Origin of the sequence: Pseudoalteromonas phenolica, from assembly GCF_001444405.1 — a bacterium.
GTDB classification, from domain to species: Bacteria; Pseudomonadota; Gammaproteobacteria; order Enterobacterales; family Alteromonadaceae; genus Pseudoalteromonas; species Pseudoalteromonas phenolica.
The window spans coordinates 440,861-457,070 of record NZ_CP013188.1; the positions used below are offsets into that span (position 1 = coordinate 440,861).

Annotated in this window: 16 protein-coding genes; 6 read left to right on the top strand and 10 right to left on the bottom strand. The window is 39.3% G+C overall.

The annotated features are described in order from the left end of the window. Positions 1-40: 40 nt before the first annotated feature. The 3 genes from PP2015_RS19145 to PP2015_RS19155 all read right to left on the bottom strand — a co-directional run bounded on the left by PP2015_RS19145 (position 41) and on the right by PP2015_RS19155 (position 3,360). Positions 41-1,369, bottom strand: coding sequence for an ABC1 kinase family protein (locus PP2015_RS19145; RefSeq protein ID WP_058032104.1), 1,329 nt, complete (start codon positions 1,367-1,369; stop codon positions 41-43). Between the two features lie 81 nt (positions 1,370-1,450). Then, positions 1,451-1,972 (bottom strand): methylated-DNA--[protein]-cysteine S-methyltransferase, encoded by a 522-nt coding sequence (locus tag PP2015_RS19150; RefSeq protein ID WP_058032558.1) that lies wholly within the window; start codon positions 1,970-1,972, stop codon positions 1,451-1,453. Beyond that, on the bottom strand, positions 1,972-3,360 hold the full coding sequence (locus tag PP2015_RS19155) for a DNA-3-methyladenine glycosylase 2 family protein (protein WP_058032105.1): 1,389 nt from the start codon (positions 3,358-3,360) through the stop codon (positions 1,972-1,974). Before PP2015_RS19155 ends, PP2015_RS19150 begins: the two co-directional genes overlap by 1 nt. Before the next feature lie 171 nt (positions 3,361-3,531). On the opposite strand from PP2015_RS19155, the gene PP2015_RS19160 reads away from it, so the two are divergent. The 4 genes from PP2015_RS19160 to PP2015_RS19175 all read left to right on the top strand — a co-directional run bounded on the left by PP2015_RS19160 (position 3,532) and on the right by PP2015_RS19175 (position 8,952). Continuing rightward, positions 3,532-4,365 carry a hypothetical protein gene (locus PP2015_RS19160; RefSeq protein WP_058032106.1) on the top strand — a complete coding sequence of 278 codons (834 nt, stop codon included), beginning with the start codon at positions 3,532-3,534 and terminating at the stop codon, positions 4,363-4,365. Positions 4,366-4,476: 111 nt separating this feature from the next. Beyond that, positions 4,477-6,375 carry a propionyl-CoA synthetase gene (locus PP2015_RS19165; RefSeq protein WP_058032107.1) on the top strand — a complete coding sequence of 633 codons (1,899 nt, stop codon included), beginning with the start codon at positions 4,477-4,479 and terminating at the stop codon, positions 6,373-6,375. Positions 6,376-6,472: 97 nt separating this feature from the next. Beyond that, positions 6,473-8,098, top strand: a complete 1,626-nt coding sequence (locus PP2015_RS19170) for a methyl-accepting chemotaxis protein (protein WP_058032108.1) — start codon at positions 6,473-6,475, stop codon at positions 8,096-8,098. Positions 8,099-8,289: 191 nt separating this feature from the next. Beyond that, the gene (locus PP2015_RS19175; protein ID WP_058032109.1) at positions 8,290-8,952 is read left to right on the top strand and encodes a hypothetical protein; all 663 of its coding nucleotides are present in this window, start codon (positions 8,290-8,292) and stop codon (positions 8,950-8,952) included. A 44-nt stretch (positions 8,953-8,996) separates the two neighbouring features. Here the strand turns inward: PP2015_RS19175 and PP2015_RS19180 are convergent, their stop codons facing one another. Next, on the bottom strand, positions 8,997-9,605 hold the full coding sequence (locus PP2015_RS19180) for a superoxide dismutase (RefSeq protein ID WP_058032110.1): 609 nt from the start codon (positions 9,603-9,605) through the stop codon (positions 8,997-8,999). 31 nt (positions 9,606-9,636) lie between these two features. Then, the gene (locus tag PP2015_RS19185; protein WP_058032111.1) at positions 9,637-10,131 is read right to left on the bottom strand and encodes a hypothetical protein; all 495 of its coding nucleotides are present in this window, start codon (positions 10,129-10,131) and stop codon (positions 9,637-9,639) included. 174 nt (positions 10,132-10,305) lie between these two features. On the opposite strand from PP2015_RS19185, the gene PP2015_RS19190 reads away from it, so the two are divergent. Then, complete coding sequence (locus PP2015_RS19190; protein WP_058032112.1) at positions 10,306-10,533, top strand: hypothetical protein; 228 nt, start codon at positions 10,306-10,308, stop codon at positions 10,531-10,533. A 17-nt stretch (positions 10,534-10,550) separates the two neighbouring features. On the opposite strand, the gene PP2015_RS19195 is transcribed toward PP2015_RS19190, so the two are convergent. Beyond that, positions 10,551-11,315, bottom strand: a complete 765-nt coding sequence (locus tag PP2015_RS19195) for an isocitrate lyase/PEP mutase family protein (protein ID WP_058032113.1) — start codon at positions 11,313-11,315, stop codon at positions 10,551-10,553. Positions 11,316-11,638: 323 nt separating this feature from the next. Here PP2015_RS19195 and PP2015_RS19200 point away from each other — a divergent pair, with 323 nt between their 5' ends. Next, on the top strand, positions 11,639-12,052 hold the full coding sequence (locus PP2015_RS19200) for a VOC family protein (protein WP_058032114.1): 414 nt from the start codon (positions 11,639-11,641) through the stop codon (positions 12,050-12,052). A gap of 5 nt (positions 12,053-12,057) precedes the next feature. On the opposite strand, the gene PP2015_RS19205 is transcribed toward PP2015_RS19200, so the two are convergent. The 4 genes from PP2015_RS19205 to PP2015_RS19220 all read right to left on the bottom strand — a co-directional run bounded on the left by PP2015_RS19205 (position 12,058) and on the right by PP2015_RS19220 (position 16,210). Continuing rightward, positions 12,058-14,355, bottom strand: coding sequence for an ATP-binding protein (locus tag PP2015_RS19205; RefSeq protein WP_058032115.1), 2,298 nt, complete (start codon positions 14,353-14,355; stop codon positions 12,058-12,060). Positions 14,356-14,445: 90 nt separating this feature from the next. Then, complete coding sequence (locus PP2015_RS19210) at positions 14,446-14,913, bottom strand: HIT family protein (RefSeq protein ID WP_227009278.1); 468 nt, start codon at positions 14,911-14,913, stop codon at positions 14,446-14,448. After that, positions 14,882-15,712: a hypothetical protein gene (locus tag PP2015_RS19215; RefSeq protein WP_058032117.1), complete on the bottom strand. Its 831-nt coding sequence runs from the start codon at positions 15,710-15,712 to the stop codon at positions 14,882-14,884. Before PP2015_RS19215 ends, PP2015_RS19210 begins: the two co-directional genes overlap by 32 nt. A gap of 27 nt (positions 15,713-15,739) precedes the next feature. Then, the gene (locus PP2015_RS19220) at positions 15,740-16,210 is read right to left on the bottom strand and encodes a GNAT family N-acetyltransferase (RefSeq protein WP_058032118.1); all 471 of its coding nucleotides are present in this window, start codon (positions 16,208-16,210) and stop codon (positions 15,740-15,742) included.

Consider the following 16,210-nt stretch of genomic DNA (forward strand, 5'->3'; position numbering starts at 1 on the left):
TCCTTTTGATAGTAGCTATTACCTCATGCTACACCGAGAGTTATTCTTGAGCCAGTTTTGCTTGTTGCAAGAAGGATTTATACAACTGTTGTACATTCACTTTGGCATTGAGCTTTGCGGCGATAAGATATAATCCTGCCAGTTTACGATGAATAAATAGTGCGTCGATGGGTGGAGAGTGCCATTTAGATTTATCGGTACTCATTTCAAGCCCTTTGTCGCGGATCTGTTTTGCTAAAGGGCTCTTAGCAAAGTCATATGCTTTGTCCTGTCTTAGGGGTTCACAAGCCAGCATAAAGATATCAATTACTTTGTGTTTATACTCCAAATCTATTTCTGAATCGAAGTAACCAATTTGTTCAGCGGCTGAAGCAATTAAATTACGGTTTTCAGATAGGGCACCCGAAAAAAGCGCAAAATAACCATTACAGACGGTCTGTGGAAGCACACGGGTTGCGCCAAAGTCCAATAATACTACTTTGCCGGTATCGGGCTGATAAAGATAATTACCAAAATTAGGGTCTGTTTGCACAGTATTAAATTTTAAAAGCTCGAAGAAAAATAAATAGATTAAATCGCTAGCAAGGGTGTTACGTTGTTCTTGAGGCAAAGACACGCAGGCTTCTAAATCGATACCTTCGACAAATTCCATGCTAAGAATATGCTCGGTGGTTAAATCGTTAATTACCTTGGGTATTTTAAATTGCTCAAAGCTTGCAAGGTTCTTTTGATAGTGCTGTAGATGGCGAGCTTCAAGTTGATAATCAGATTCATCTAAAAGCTGTTGTTTTGCCTCAGAAATGAGCGGCGCTATATCAATATGCTTGGGTAATAAGCCGCTCATTTTTAGAAGGCTGGCAAGATTATCGACATCGCTTTCTATGCTTTTTGCGATCCCCGGATATTGGATTTTTACAGCCAATTTTTGACCATTTTCAAGTGTGGCTTTGTGAACTTGGCCAATAGAAGCAGCGGCAAAGGGTTTTAGCTCAATATGAGAAAATTTATCGAGCCAATGAACTCCCCAATGCGACTTAAGTACGCCGACTAACTGCTTATGGGGCATAGCATGACCTTCTGATCTCAGTCTTGCTAATAATTTACTTAATTCGGGAGGTAACACTTCACCCGAGTCCATTGATAAAAGTTGCCCCAATTTCATTGCCGCGCCTCTTAATTGCGCGAACTGCTCTGCTAGGTTCTCGATATTTTTAGGGGAGAGGATCAACGACTGTTTATCGAGCTTTTCACCTTTAGCGACGGACTTTGCTCCGTCTAACAGCACGTTACCCGCGACCTTTGAGGCAAGCAAGCCAAATTTACTGAGCCGTGATAAACGAGAAGTGGGGACTGATTTACTTTTATCCATACAAATTTTTAGTGCTTTAAAGTGCTAAACTTCTGTAACTACGATGTGTAGATAGTTTCAGATCGTTCTATTCATATGATGCTAGCGTAAAAATTGTGTTTTATCTTGTCGAGTATAGATGACTTCATCCAGTACGAGCGGTTTGGCAAACCCAGACACGCCTTCGTGTGCTAGAAGCCATTGTTTTCGCTCAACGCCTCCAGCGTAACCAGTTAACGTGCCCGATGCGCCAATAACTCGGTGACAGGGCACAATTAGAGTTATTGGATTCCTGCCGTTTGCACCACCGACGGCGCGCACGGCTTTTGGGTTATTAAGGCGCTCTGCGAGCTGTAAATATGAGTAAGTGTGGCCAAATGGAATATCACACAACGCTTGCCAGACCGATTTTTGAAACTCTGTGCCAACAGGGTCTAGGGGAAGATCGAAATTTTGGCGAGTGCCTGCAAAGTATTCTTCAAGTTGCGCAATGCACTGGGTAATGAGTTTTGACGGTACAACAGACTCTTTATGTTCGCCACAGAAAATAAGCTGACATATTCCTTTATCGGTTGCTTTTATTTCTATCGTGCCAAGCGGGCTTTCGAAGTAATCACAATACATCATAGTTTGTCCCATAGTTGAAAAGTAAGGTAGCTACGCCATGGTGCGGCTTTTTCGGAGTCAAAATCAGCATGTGCTTTTAGTGCTTTAATTACCCCTAGATCAGTAGCTAGGAATATATCTGGGTCACTTAAACCGCGCATTTTGGCATAATTTGCAGTCCAAGGGCCAATGCCTTTAAGTGCCAGCCAGTTATCTGGATTTTGTGCTTCAATGGGTTGGTTTTGAGCAAATTGAGCAAATCTTGTAATAGTTTGTTTGCGACTTTCAGGCATTTTAAAAAATGCTAAGTCGCTTTGCGCAATGGCTCCGGGCGCCGGGAAGTACAGCACATTTTCACCGTTCGATTCTTGGTTGTTGGCTTCTTTTTCGCCCAAGGTTTCGACCAGTTTTATCACTAAGTTTTTGGCTGCAGTTACTGATATTTGTTGACCTAAAATAGCGCGCATACCTGCTTCGAACACATCCCAAATACCAGGCAAGCGCAACCCTGAGCTGATCAATGTATTTGTGCCAAGCGCGTCAGTTAAGTCTTGCTCTATTTGCACGAGTTCGGCGTCTAAATCGAGCACACGGCGAATATTACTGACCACAGGCTTGAGAACACGATTGTCTTCTAGGCTTATCTCGACCAAAAATTGATGTTTTTCAGCTTGATGGTGAGCGGTGAATTGCCCTTTAACATCTTTATGAATAAAGCTGCGACCATAAAAGTTATCGCCAATCCACTCTAGCCCAGGAATGAGTCTGGCAGATAAAAAACGCTGCATCTTTTGCCAATCAAATGGTGGGCGATAAGATAATTTTAAAGTCAGTTTTGCATTATTTTTGTTCGTCTGTTTACGCATTTGAGTCGGAGTAAGTTTAAGTTGTTGTTTGAAGCAGTCGTTAAAACGGCGAATGCTCTCAAAGCCACTGGCGAGCGCAATTTCGGTAATGGGTAAACTGGTTTGATGCAGCAGCTTTTTGGCAAACAAGCATTGTTGATAGAGTGCATAGGTTTTGGGGGAAACACCTATTTTCTCTTTAAATAATTTTCTTAAATATCGATCACTGACACCTAACCGTGTGGCGAGGTCGATGATGGACCCTTCTTGCAGTGCACCTTCGTCAATTAAGCGAACGGCGCGAGTTAATGTTGCGCCATTTCCCTGCCAAGCTGCAGAACTAGGCGCACTGTCTGGTCGGCAGCGTAAGCATGGACGATAACCTGCTTCAGCTGCTTGCACGGCATTTTTAAAATATTCTACATTTTCTTCTTTTGGCGGCGATGCTGGGCAAATAGTCCTGCAAAAAATGCCAGTTGTTTTTACCGCAATGAAGAACTTCCCATCGAAACGGGGATCTCTTGAAAAGCGGGCTTTTTGACAGGTTTCTAAGCTGAGCATAGCAGCTCCAATTAACTCTTAATATGTTCATTATATGTGGAAAGTGCCAGACTACTAGCCAAAATCGGCACTGAATGTAAAACCAACTTTCACAGGTCATCTAAAATTACTTAGGCGGAGTATTATATTAGGGGCTTACATATTTTGAGGTGGCATTTGAAGGTTATTTACATGTTCGTGTTTTTATTATTTGTATTTTCTCAATTCAGTTTGTCCACACAGCTCGTATATGCTCAAGCAGATTTTATAGGGCTTTCAAAACTCAATGAGTCGCAGAAAACGAAAGTAAAAAGCTGGATAAATTATGGTTTAGAAGCAACGCAAAAAACGCTCGGGCCTTTAAAGCAAAAAGCTGTGCCAATTTATCTTGAACCACAATATTTTGCCTTTGAAGCGGTGCCTTGGGCTGAAGTCATTCGCGGTTCTCAAGATGGAGTAGAGTTGCAGTTCAGTCGCTATGCAAGTCTAAAACAGTTAAAAAATGATTGGACGCTTTATCATGAGCTAGCGCATTTGTATCACCCATTATTAAACTATAAAGACTTTTGGATAAGTGAGGGGTTGGCGACTTTTTTGCAAAATCAAATCATGAAAGACAGCGGGGTTATCACGCACGAGAATATGATGATGCGTATCAAAGCTGGGCTTGAAAGGGGTAAGGCTAATACTTATCGCTTGTCATATCTTAAAGACGCACGTTTGAGTAGCGTAGCCAGTAATATGTGGCAACTTAACGCTCAACAGCGAGTATATTGGAGTGGTGTGGCATTTTTTATTGAAGCGCAATACAAATTAAAACAGCAAAACGCTCAGTTTAACTCTATTGTGGAGCTTATCAATGCGTATCAGGCATGTTGTAAAATGTCGCAACAGCAATCGGGGAAAGACTTTTTAAGGTCTCTCGATAAACTTTCTAAAACGGCTATATTTACAAATTTATACTTTAAATACAGTGTATTGAAAGAGTTTCCGGTAATCTCTAAACAGCAACTTAATCAGATTTGAATTCCTTCAATCGACTAAAGTCTAGTGTCCTTTAACGTCAGCGTAAACTAGCGTGAGAGTCTAAAGACCATAAATTAACCAAGGTTATTTGGCGAAATTAAAGGCACTATTATGACAACAACAAACACACACTATCAGTCTTTTTATCAAGACTTTCTTAATGACCCAGAGGCATTTTGGCTTAAGCAAGCTCAAAAATTGAACTGGTTTACACAGCCTACTCAAGGTGTCAGCCAATGCGATGAGCAACTTGACCACTGGTTTGCCGATGGAGAGCTGAACACCTGTTATTTGGCACTCGATCATCATATTGAACAGGGCAGAGGCGAGCAGTTGGCGCTTATTTATGACTCGCCGGTTACAGAACAAAAACGCACATATACTTATAATCAACTACATGAAGCTGTCAGCTTGTTTGCTGGTGGCTTAAAAAATCTAGGTGTTGAAGCAGGTGATCGTGTAGTTATCTACATGCCGATGGTCCCGGAAGCGACTATCGCCATGTTAGCTTGCGCACGAGTTGGTGCGGTGCACTCAGTGGTGTTCGGTGGTTTTGCCCCGCGTGAACTCGCTATACGCATTGATGATGCTAAACCTAAACTTGTGCTCACTGCATCTTGTGGGGTTGAACCCAGTCGCATTATTGAATACAAGCCGATGCTAGACGAAGCGCTTGAGCTTGCTGAGCATAAAGTAGAACATTGTGTGGTTTTTCAAAGGCCACAAATTAAAGCGCAATTACAAGCTAAGCGAGATTTGGATTGGCAAGCGATACTTGAAAAAGCACAACCGACTGATGCTCTACCACTTCCTGCAACTCACCCGCTTTATATTCTTTACACTTCTGGAACAACAGGCACTCCAAAAGGTGTATTACGTGAACAAGGTGGTCATGCGGTTGCACTTAATTACAGTATGCAAACAGTGTATGGCATGCAGCCAGGACAAGTATTTTGGGCCGCCTCTGACATAGGTTGGGTCGTCGGTCATTCTTATATTGTTTATGGGCCACTAATTTATGGCTGCACCACAGTATTATACGAAGGTAAACCGGTATTCACTCCAGATGCAGGCGCATTTTGGCGAGTGGTAGAAGAATATAAAGTCAATGCGTTGTTTAGTGCGCCGACAGCTTTCAGAGCGATCAAAAAGCAAGATCCCGAGGCAGAATTGTTAGCAAAATACAATGTGTCTAGTTTAGAGAAGCTATTCTTGGCAGGTGAACGGTTAGACCCAGCGACGTATGAATGGCTGCAAGAAAAAACGGGCCTACCAGTTATTGACCACTGGTGGCAAACAGAAACAGGGTGGCCGATTGCATGTAACCCTGTCGGCATTGAAATGTTGCCGACCAAAGCAGGGAGTTCTACTGTACCTGTGCCTGGTTATCAGGTTCATATTCTTGATATGGATGGCAGTCAATGTAAAGCAAATGAGCAAGGTGTGGTTGCCGTTAAATTGCCACTTCCTCCAGGGTGCTTAACAACTATCTGGGGCAATGCCGAACGCTTTAAACAAAGCTACCTTTCTCAATATGATGGCTATTATTTATCTGGTGACGGTGGATACATAGATGATGATGGTTACTTGTTCATTATGGGGCGGACCGATGACGTAATTAACGTGGCGGGTCATCGTTTATCGACTGGGGAAATGGAAGAAGTCGTTGCAGCACACCCTAGCGTAGCAGAATGTGCTGTCTTTGCGAGTAAAGATAGTTTGAAGGGGCAAGTACCTATTGCGATGGTAGTTACTAAAGAGGGTTGCGCTAAAGAAGATATTGAAATTGCAAATGAAATTCGGTCTTCTATCCGCGCTAAAATTGGTGCGATTGCCTGTCTTCAAACTATTCAAGTAGTAGAGCGGCTACCTAAAACTCGATCGGGTAAAATATTGCGAAAAAACCTTCGACAGCTAGTTGATGGTGAACAGATAAAAGTGCCATCTACGATTGAAGACCCTTCGGTCATTGATGAGATAAAAGCTCGATGGATTTCTCTAAATAGCTAATAAGTTATGTTTTTAAAAGAGGTTTTAATAACCTCTTTTTTGCGTCTACTTAGATCATGGTCAATACTTAGTCAAAATAACCTCGTGCTCATTGACTATGATTAATTCTTTAACCGTTCAATCTAGACTCATTTTACTCGCATGTGTGCCTATTATTTTGTTCATAGGTGCGACGCTTTTTACGTTAAAAGAAGTCAAAATTATCGTTCATGATTTGGATGAGTTATACGACCTTCGTGTCATTCCAATGCAAGAAATCAAAGTCGTGTCTGACGATTATGCCGTCATCATAGTTGACACATTCCATAAGCTCAGAGGTGGTGCTGTATCTAAAGAGCAAGCCATAGCAGATATTTTAAAGGCACAAGAGGTTGCCAGAAAAAATTGGCAATTATATTTAAAGAATGTAACGAGTACAGAAGAGAAAAGGCTTATTAGCCTTGCTGAGCAACAAAGAGAAAAAGTAGATCAATTGATTGCGATATATCTATCAGAGATTAGAGAGAACACTTTTAGTGCTAAAGATTATTCTTTTTTTGTCAAAGAGACTTACAGTACTTTTGATCCACTCAGTGAAAGTTTTGGCGATCTGATTAATTATCAGGTAAAGCAAGCTCAACTTTTAAAAATAGAAGGGGATGAAGAAGCCGAAAAAGTGGAGTTTTCGCTTATTACTTTGTCGATTGTTATTGTCTTTACAATGTTGTCAGTGGGTTTCTTAATCTACAGAAGTATAAATACACCTTTAACAAAAATGGGAAAAACCATAGAACAAGTTGTCAGAGACACAGATTTAACAATACGAGTTGAAGAAAACGGCAGTGATGAATTCAGTAAAATAGCGATTGATTTTAATATGATGATGGATAAATTCCAAACCATGTTAAGTCAAATTTCATCTGCCATTAACTCTTTGTCTGGCTTATCTTCTCAAGTAGCAAGCTCTGGTGATCAAATGGCTTCTTCAGCCCTAGAGCAAGAGCAACAAACAGCAATGATAGCGCAAGCAATTACTGAAATGAGCTCTGCGATTGCTGAAGTATCAGAAAATGCATCTCGTACAGCTACATATGCTGAAGACGCAGAAAACTTATCGATTGAAGGTCAAAAAACCATTGAACAAAGTATTCAAGCAATTCATGAACTTGCTGAGCTTGTGGTCAATAATGCAAAATTGATTAATGAACTTAATAATCAAACTACAGAGATAAACCAAGTTGTAATGATGATCCAAGGCGTTGCAGAGCAAACGAATTTGTTAGCCCTCAATGCTGCGATTGAAGCTGCTAGGGCTGGGGAATCTGGAAGAGGGTTTGCGGTTGTTGCAGATGAAGTAAGAACGTTGGCTCATAATACTCAGAAAGCGACAGAAAATATAAAGGACATGATCAGTAAATTACAAACTCAGGCCAATAATGCGGCTTCAGCTATGTCAGATGCTGAAGTCAGAGCGTCGAGAAGTGTAGAAATGGCTGAGCATTCGTCTCAGAAGATTCAAGCAATTAGTAGCTCAGTGAGTGAAATCGCATCTATGAATATTCAAGTTTCAACGGCCACCGAAGAACAAACGTCTGTAACAAGTGAAATGTCCAGCTCTATTGAAGGCTTTAATTTGAGCATTAATGAAATATCAACCAGTGCACAAAACAACTCCGTGTCAGGAAAAGAGTTATTAGATATGGCGGAGCGGTTAAATCACGAAATTAAACAATTCAAAGTTTAGGAGGTAAAAGTTGTTGTTTTGTGGCAACAGGTAGAATGTAGGCTATTTGAACGGGCAGGTTATTGCCTATGTTTGTTATTTTTAAGTCTTTTTTAAGTGTTAAATTGGTATTTTTGTATGGCACAAAGTTTGCTTTTTAAATTATGAACGCAAATTTTAGCTCATTTATCTTTTCAGGACTAAGGAAGGCAATGAAAGTTCATACTACGGTAAATACTTATCAAAGCTTTAACAAAGCACACTTTGGGTCACAAGAAGACAGTTTAAATAAACATGCATCATTTGCTAATTTGCTACATGATGTTGGTAAACCTAATGAATATCAACCTGAATCAGCGGTTGGTGTCTTAACTAAAAATTTGCCTCTTTCAGAACAAGCGAAGCACCTTTATAACACTGCTAGAGAAAAAGCCTCTGAGCGGGTTGACGATACTTTGAGTGATAGAGAACGCGCTCTTGAAACTTATAAAGAGACCATGATAGAGATTGTGGAAATGCCGTTTGATGTGGAAATATCACCATCAGAAATCAATGAGGCACTTATTTTCAATAACTTAGGTATAAATTATCTAGATTATAAAGAGTTAAAAGTACGCATGGAAATGCTATCTTTGGCCGAACAAGATATTGATGAAGATTCAGCATTACACCGCTCTGATAAAGAAAAGTTAAGAAATATGACCGCCGATTTGAGAGCACAATTACAGTTGCAAATAGACGACTTACTGGCTGGCAAAGAAAAGCAAGATGAAGAAAACCAGAGGCTTAATTTTAGCAATCAAATCAATACACAATTTGAAGATCTAGGTCTAAATGATATAGATAAATTTGATTTGTTAAAACGAATGGTGTGATTATGTCGTGCTTCAGGATTATTGATCTGAAGCACGTAATTATATTAAATCACTTCTAAGTATCGACGTTCTACCTCGGCCCAATTAATCACATTAAAGAAAGCGTTAATATACTCAGGGCGACGGTTTTGGTATTTTAAATAGTAAGCGTGTTCCCATACATCTAAGCCCAATATTGGTATTAAGTTATCCATTAACGGACTGTCTTGGTTAAGTGAGCTCGTAACCTGCAATTCACCTTGCTCGTTTACCACGAGCCATGCCCAGCCGCTACCAAAACGTGTGAGAGCAGCTTTGATGAAAAGTTCTTTGAAAGTTTCAAAGCTACCAAATGCCTTATTAATGTCATCGGCCAGTTTCCCTGTTTGTAGTTGCCCGCCGTCTTCAGACATCACTTCCCAAAATAAGCTATGGTTATGATGACCACCAACATGATCTCTTACAGCACCTTGTAACGAGGCTGGCAATGTTTTGATATTTCTTAACAACCATTCGTCACTTTTATCTGAGAACTCTGTTTCAGCAAGCGCTTCGTTTGCTTTATTTACATAAGTTTGATGATGTAGGGTATGGTGAATTTCCATTGTTTTTGTATCAATGTGTGGCTCTAAGGCGTCGTATTGATAATTCAGTTTTGGCAGTGTGAATGGCATTTAAGCACTCCTTCGGTTGTGGATAGATATATTAGTGATAAGTCATCGATGTGACGGAATATGGGTCTGAAATTTCTTCTAGTTTATTAAGTAAGCTTGGTGATTGAGTCAGGTGCTTTCTAATTGCAAATGAATGATGCTGTAGTTGAGATAGGTGTTTGGAAAATAAATAATGGTTTTCATCTTGGGTCGTACTAAGCAAGCAGTGAGCGCAGTCACAAACGACGTTATATCCTTCAATCAAAAAGTCACATGCGATTTCATGCTTTCCTTGGGCCATTGATGAGTCGACTAAATTCAAATACGACACAACTAAAGCTGGTACAAATTGGTCAACAACCCAAGAAGTAGGAGGTGGGGTATTTGAGGTGATAAAGCCACCTATATCAGCCAGATGTCCTAAGCAATCTTGATACAACTTATCAGCAGTAACATAGCGATTATTTTCAAACGCTGTATTACCCTCACAAATTGTATTTTGCCAAGTAAGCATCGTTTCTTGTATGAGTGTTTTTTTGTTATCCATAATGAAAAAAAGATCAAATATAAATAGAAATAATTACCATTTATATTTGATCTTTTTCGATGTGATGTCAAAACGAAATTACTTTTAGGGCTTAATTTTTCAGGTAAACTTGAAATTAGGCGATAAATCCCAATTAATTTGATTATGCATTAATCAATATGTTTGGAAGTTAAAATGGATTTTTTAACCATAGGGTTAGGTGTTTTAATTATTTTGTTACTTGCTATATTGGGAAGGAAGGCGACAAAATGGGCAAAAAAAATGCCTAAGGGCGCCTATTTATTTATGGCGTTAATGCCACTGATTTCTTTGTTTCCAATACCTCCTCCAGCATTTAAAAATGTTGCTAAAGCGAAGCAAGAGCAACCCAAGCGAAAAGAGGATAATGGAGACGATAAATAACTTAATCGTTTTAAAACCTAGTCACTAAAATGTAATGGCTCAAAAGAGCCTTGTTGCTTAATAGATAACATCGTGTCTTCTAAGTGGGCCAGCATATTATCATAAACTAAATTACCCATTGAAATACGTTTTACACCGAGTTGTTTCAGTTGTTCAAAACCAGCAAGTTTTGGCATACACATTACATTGAGAGGCAAAGAGCTGTGAGCGACGATTTTGGCGATATCGTCAGGAGCCGTTAAGCAGGGTAGAAAGATACCATCAGCCCCTACAGTTTCGTATAGACGAATACGGTCGATTGTTTCAGGTAAAGCTGTCTCCGCATCAACAATATATGTATCTGAGCGCACGTTGATGAACATTTCTATATTTGCATCATTCAATAGCGTTTTGATTTGCGAAAGGTTCTTTGTGAAAACATGCTTATCGACTAATGTTCTGCGGCCATCTATTAAGTGGCTATCTTCGATATTAATACCAACTACCTTTAAGTCGGCAAGTTTTGCAATGTTATCGACAACCTCTTGTGGCGTGTCAGCATAGCCGGATTCAATATCTACAGTGAGTGGCAAGGGTGTTACTTCTGATATTTGTTTCACTACCGTCAATAATGTTTCAAAATCGGTGTTTTGACCATCCGTTTTACCTTGTGACGTCGCAATGGCGGCACTTGATGTACCTACTGCTTGATAACCAAGCTTCTCAGCAATGATGGCGCTCGCGGCATCCCAAACATTACAAAGAATTAAAGGATCTCTTTGGTGATGTAGTTCTCTAAACATAATACTTTCCTCGTACGGGTTGAGTTATTTAACGGGGTAGATATTAAAGAGAGAAGAATGCCTTTACTCGACGATTTCGGAACTGAATGTTCATATTGTTTATGGCGTTTAGCTACGCTCTTTTGTTACACATCAATTTTATCAATCTTACTAATCGGAAAATTTACACTTTACCTCAAGTTAACTTGAGCTTTTAAAGTGGCCTCATCAAATCAGCAAACAAGAAAGTAATCAAAGGATGAAGACAATGAAGCAAACAACAATAATCGAAAGAATCACGCAACTTTTTAACGCAACCATGGCTAATAAGTAAGGAGCGCATTATGTATTTAGAACATGTAAATTTAGTTGTCAGTAATATCGAAAGTTCACTAAAGTTTTATCAAGCGGCATTTCCACATTGGTTTATTCGCAGTAAAGGGACGGGGGAATGGTACGGCAAACAGCGCACTTGGGTGCATTTTGGAGATGACTATCATTATCTAGCCTTGAGCGACCATGGTGAGGGGGACAACCGTAAGTTAGAAGGGCACCAAGTGGGGCTTGCACACTTTGCTTATGTTGTTAAAAACATCGAGGCACTAGCAAAGAGAATGCTAGCGGCAGGGTTTGATATAGATAAAATAGGTACTGACCACCCATTTAGAAAAAACATGTATTTTATCGACCCTGATGGCTTTGAAGTCGAGTTTGTTGAATATTTATCTGATTTACCAAATGAAAGGAATTCAGATTAAAATATTCAGAGGTATTTCGATAATGTCGAAAGCATTTGTTTTTTATCAACGGGTTTTGCTATCACATCGTCAAAACCTGTTGATTTATAGATGACGATGTCTTCAGTAGATACGTTTGCAGTGAGTGCAATAACGACTAAATCAGATCTTATGGTTTTTATATGTTTCGTTGCTTCAATGCCATCCATGACTGGCATTTGAATATCCATCAAAACTAAATCGATATGCTCATGAAGTATATCGAGCGCTTCTTGTCCATTCTCAGCTAAAGTGATTTGAACTTGGGTTTCAGCAAGCATTGCATTAGCAATCATTTGATTCATCTTATTATCTTCTACAAGTAAAATATGTGAATTGCTAAACTTTATTATTGTGTCTGCATTTTGCTCAGGGGGCTCTTTCGAAGTGGATTTCTCAGAGGGAATAGTAACGGTAAATTCAGATCCAACAGCAAGCCAGCTTCGCACACTTATCTGGCCTCCCATAAGTTCAATTAATGATTTAGTTATGGACATTCCTAAACCAGTTCCGCCGTACTTTCGGGTTGTTGTGATGTCAGCTTGTTCGAATCGATTAAATAGTTTACCAATGTCACTTTCTGACATACCAATACCGGTATCTTTTATTGTAAATTTTAATCTACTCGATTGAGCGTCATATTCTGAAATGAATGAAACACAGCCAGTTTGAGTAAACTTAAGTGCGTTCGACACTATATTATTTAATACTTGGTAAATTCGAACAGGATCACCTTGCCAATGAGCATGTGCGATGTGGCTTTTGAAATCGAAACTGAGCCCTTTTTTTTCTGCTTGCGTGCTCATTTCGAGTCGAATATTCTCGAGCAGTTCACTAAGATCAAATTTAACAGACTCAATATCTAGCTTACCCGCTTCTATTTTAGAAAAATCTAAAATATCGTTTATGATTACCATTAAATTCTTTGAGCAACTTATTGCACTGTGGACATACTGATGCGCTGTCGGGGGTAAGTTTAAATCTCTAAGTAGCTGAAGGTTTCCATATAACCCATGCATTGGCGTTCTAATTTCGTGACTGGTATTTGCCAAAAAAGCACTTTTTGCTATATTTGCAGACTGAGCATCTTTGACTGCTTGTTTTAATTTTCTTTTTTGTTCAACCTCCACAGATATATCTCTAATAACAGCAATAAAGTGTAATTCGCCCTCTAAATCAAGTTTTGTTACTGCAACATCTAATGGAAATACATTGTTATTTTTTTTAATGCCAGAGAGCTTTACTTTATGGTCAGGGGCTTTTTGATGGGACAAGACATCTTCAAAAGCAGAAATAATGTTTGCGTGTTGTGAGCATGCCATTATTTGATTGCAGTTTATTTTCAACGCTTCTTCTTTAGGTATTTTAAACATTAATTCGGCACTGGCTGAAAAAAGCTTAATTTTGCTAAATCGATCTACCACCACGATAGCATCATTTAAGCTACTAAGAATGGCTGCTTGTTGTTTTTCTGTGATCTCGACATGCTTCTCGGCTCTATCTACGGAGTGTTTTAATTGCGCAAATAAATACTTTTCATTCAAAAGGGCAAACCAGAGTGCAACACCGTAGGCTAAAAGACGTAGCAAGTGCCATCCCCACCATGATAGATCCCACAAAAATGATTGCTGAAACATGATGGCTGCAAGGCCAAACATAGAGCAATGCAAAATAAAAAGGAGGTCGTCTGTTTTTTTGTCTTGTCTATAACTGTAATACAGTTTTACTGATGCAATTAGTAAACAGGTGCCACCGACGGTATTGAGCATGATTGCAAAGGTTGAGAATCGGCCATCTATCACCATTTCTGGAACAAGTTGTGGGTAAATAAATGAAAATGCGGCGAGCAAAATGGCAATACAAAGTACTAGATAAACAAACGTGCTTTTAAGCCTTGTTTGTATAAATGATGGTAAAACAACCAAAAGAAAGAAAATGCCACCAAAAAAAGTTGCTATGGAATGAAACCATACAAACAATTTACCAGGCTCAACTAAGGCATGTGATATGTCTAAAATTCCCATAGCGCCTATTGCAGCAGCAATAGGAATATTAAAGCTGGTACCTCGCTTGTTTTTCTCTAAATTCAGTAATAAGAAACATACAAAAATAGCAATAGCACCGCCAAATACCTCAATGGCACTATGAAAAGGAACATGCTGCCAGCGCCATTGTGAAAAAGAAGATTTAGCTAAGAAAAATGTGACTGCATGAATAAAGCCGCTGACAACAATGGCAATATAAATGGAGCGATTGAGCCCCTGTGGACTAGATTGCTGAGACATAAAATCTCGCCTAAGTAAGTGTTCATTGTTTTAAAAATAATGCCCTACATACTAGGTTAGACGGTTTTAACTGCTTAGCAAATGAACGCTTTAGATGAACTTTTTAATCTTTTCGGCGATTATTTGGATCTGCTCAAGTTCACTTTTAACTTGTGCATGTGCTTTTAATCCATGAAGAGAGCCGGGAATTACATGAAAATGGAAATGAGGTACGGTTTGACCAGCGGCATTGCCATTATGCTGTACAATCGAAGTCCCTTGTACATTTAAGGCTTGTTCAACAGCTTTACCGACTTTCTGTACTGTTTTCATACATGCTAGCGCTGCTTGATCTGTTAGGTCATAAATAGTTGTGGCAGCTTGTTTTGGAATAACCAAAGCATGTCCCTCTTTTTGTGGCATGATGTCCATAAAAGCGAGCGTATAGTCATCTTCAAAAATTTTAATGCAAGGCGCTTCGCCTTTGAGAATTTTTGCGAAGATATTATTAGCTTGGTACTGGTCGTTCATTGTTGCCTCGGTTATGTCACGGGGTTGTAATCTTGCTGTTTTTATCATGGAAATACTTAGAATTTATTACAAGTAGATGCGGTAAATGGATCACCAGACTTTGAGAAGCAATATAAACCATCCAGTTAATGTATCTGACTTGTGGATAAAATCCTTCACCTTGATTACCGTAAATCCAAAAGTTGCCAATAATTGCATCGGCCACCGCTGCTAAAATAAAGCCCATGCCGACCAGGAGTTCGCTTTTAGATGCTTCAAACCCACCGCAAGATAAGATAAAGGCAAGGCCAGTAAAACCCACAACGCCAATCAGCATGGCATAAATACCTGTGCTAATTGTGATAAACCAACCCGTGTTAGGAAGATGCATCATAACCATGGAGATCATACCTACCACACAGCCAGCGATCACAGGGTATCTGATAAAGCGTTTATCTTTGGTGTTTAATTCGATGGCGCGAATACCTGCGAGCAAAAGTAGGGTATAGCCCGGCAAGAAAAAATAAATAGAATCGGCTAAATAGTCATGCTTGATGGCGCTTTCATATCGATAAAAGGTTTCAGGAAGATTGAAATTGGTAACATCACCTAATAAGCATAAGAAAAGGCTACCAAAACTGAGTAAAGCAATTTGTTTATGTGCAGGGTATTGAGTGATAGCGATGGTTTTTCGATAAATAAGCCAGCTATTTGTTAATAATGCGAATAGGATGAGACTTTCACAAATTAATATTTGATTTCTTTCAGCGCCTTCAATAGACCAAAAGCCTAATAATGCGCCTATGGAGTCAACCAAAGCAATTAAGATAATACTTACAGATAAGTAGATTAAGTTATGTTCCTTCATTATTTTAACTATTGTTTTTTCTTATCTTTATAGGTTTGAGAATCTTTGCCTAGTTACTTTCCCCCAATATGGGTCTGAAAAGGAGTCTTCGCTAAACTGACCTACTTGATAACAACGCAAAGTTTCTTGCCAGAATAGCGTGGCATAATCTGCGCCTGTAATTTGCTTGATTTGCCAATGGCCCTTGAATAAATCAAATAATTTGTGACTAAACTGCATGCCAAGTTTCTGTTTTCTGAAATAAGGCACGATGTAAAACTCACATACCTCAAATTCATATTCACTATTTTGCGATATTGCGGCAATGCCTGCAGGTACGTTATCAACATAACAAACAAAGCCAAAAGTGGACTCATTTAATTGTGTATCTAAAGGGAAAATGCCATTTTCATCGGGTGCTTTTCCCACAATCTTTGAAAATTCAGCTTCATACGCCTGAGCCAAATTAAGATAAATATGTTTAGTATCAGTGAAGACTTGTTTGACAGTTAGGTTCAT

Coding starts and splice junctions, on each gene's coding strand:
- PP2015_RS19145 (WP_058032104.1), bottom strand. CDS start 1,369: ATGGATAAAAGTAAATCAGTCCCCACTTCTCGTTTATCACGGCTCAGT.
- PP2015_RS19150 (WP_058032558.1), bottom strand. CDS start 1,972: ATGTATTGTGATTACTTCGAAAGCCCGCTTGGCACGATAGAAATAAAA.
- PP2015_RS19155 (WP_058032105.1), bottom strand. CDS start 3,360: ATGCTCAGCTTAGAAACCTGTCAAAAAGCCCGCTTTTCAAGAGATCCC.
- PP2015_RS19160 (WP_058032106.1), top strand. CDS start 3,532: ATGTTCGTGTTTTTATTATTTGTATTTTCTCAATTCAGTTTGTCCACA.
- PP2015_RS19165 (WP_058032107.1), top strand. CDS start 4,477: ATGACAACAACAAACACACACTATCAGTCTTTTTATCAAGACTTTCTT.
- PP2015_RS19170 (WP_058032108.1), top strand. CDS start 6,473: ATGATTAATTCTTTAACCGTTCAATCTAGACTCATTTTACTCGCATGT.
- PP2015_RS19175 (WP_058032109.1), top strand. CDS start 8,290: ATGAAAGTTCATACTACGGTAAATACTTATCAAAGCTTTAACAAAGCA.
- PP2015_RS19180 (WP_058032110.1), bottom strand. CDS start 9,605: ATGCCATTCACACTGCCAAAACTGAATTATCAATACGACGCCTTAGAG.
- PP2015_RS19185 (WP_058032111.1), bottom strand. CDS start 10,131: ATGGATAACAAAAAAACACTCATACAAGAAACGATGCTTACTTGGCAA.
- PP2015_RS19190 (WP_058032112.1), top strand. CDS start 10,306: ATGGATTTTTTAACCATAGGGTTAGGTGTTTTAATTATTTTGTTACTT.
- PP2015_RS19195 (WP_058032113.1), bottom strand. CDS start 11,315: ATGTTTAGAGAACTACATCACCAAAGAGATCCTTTAATTCTTTGTAAT.
- PP2015_RS19200 (WP_058032114.1), top strand. CDS start 11,639: ATGTATTTAGAACATGTAAATTTAGTTGTCAGTAATATCGAAAGTTCA.
- PP2015_RS19205 (WP_058032115.1), bottom strand. CDS start 14,355: ATGTCTCAGCAATCTAGTCCACAGGGGCTCAATCGCTCCATTTATATT.
- PP2015_RS19210 (WP_227009278.1), bottom strand. CDS start 14,913: ATGATAAAAACAGCAAGATTACAACCCCGTGACATAACCGAGGCAACA.
- PP2015_RS19215 (WP_058032117.1), bottom strand. CDS start 15,712: ATGAAGGAACATAACTTAATCTACTTATCTGTAAGTATTATCTTAATT.
- PP2015_RS19220 (WP_058032118.1), bottom strand. CDS start 16,210: ATGAACCTAACTGTCAAACAAGTCTTCACTGATACTAAACATATTTAT.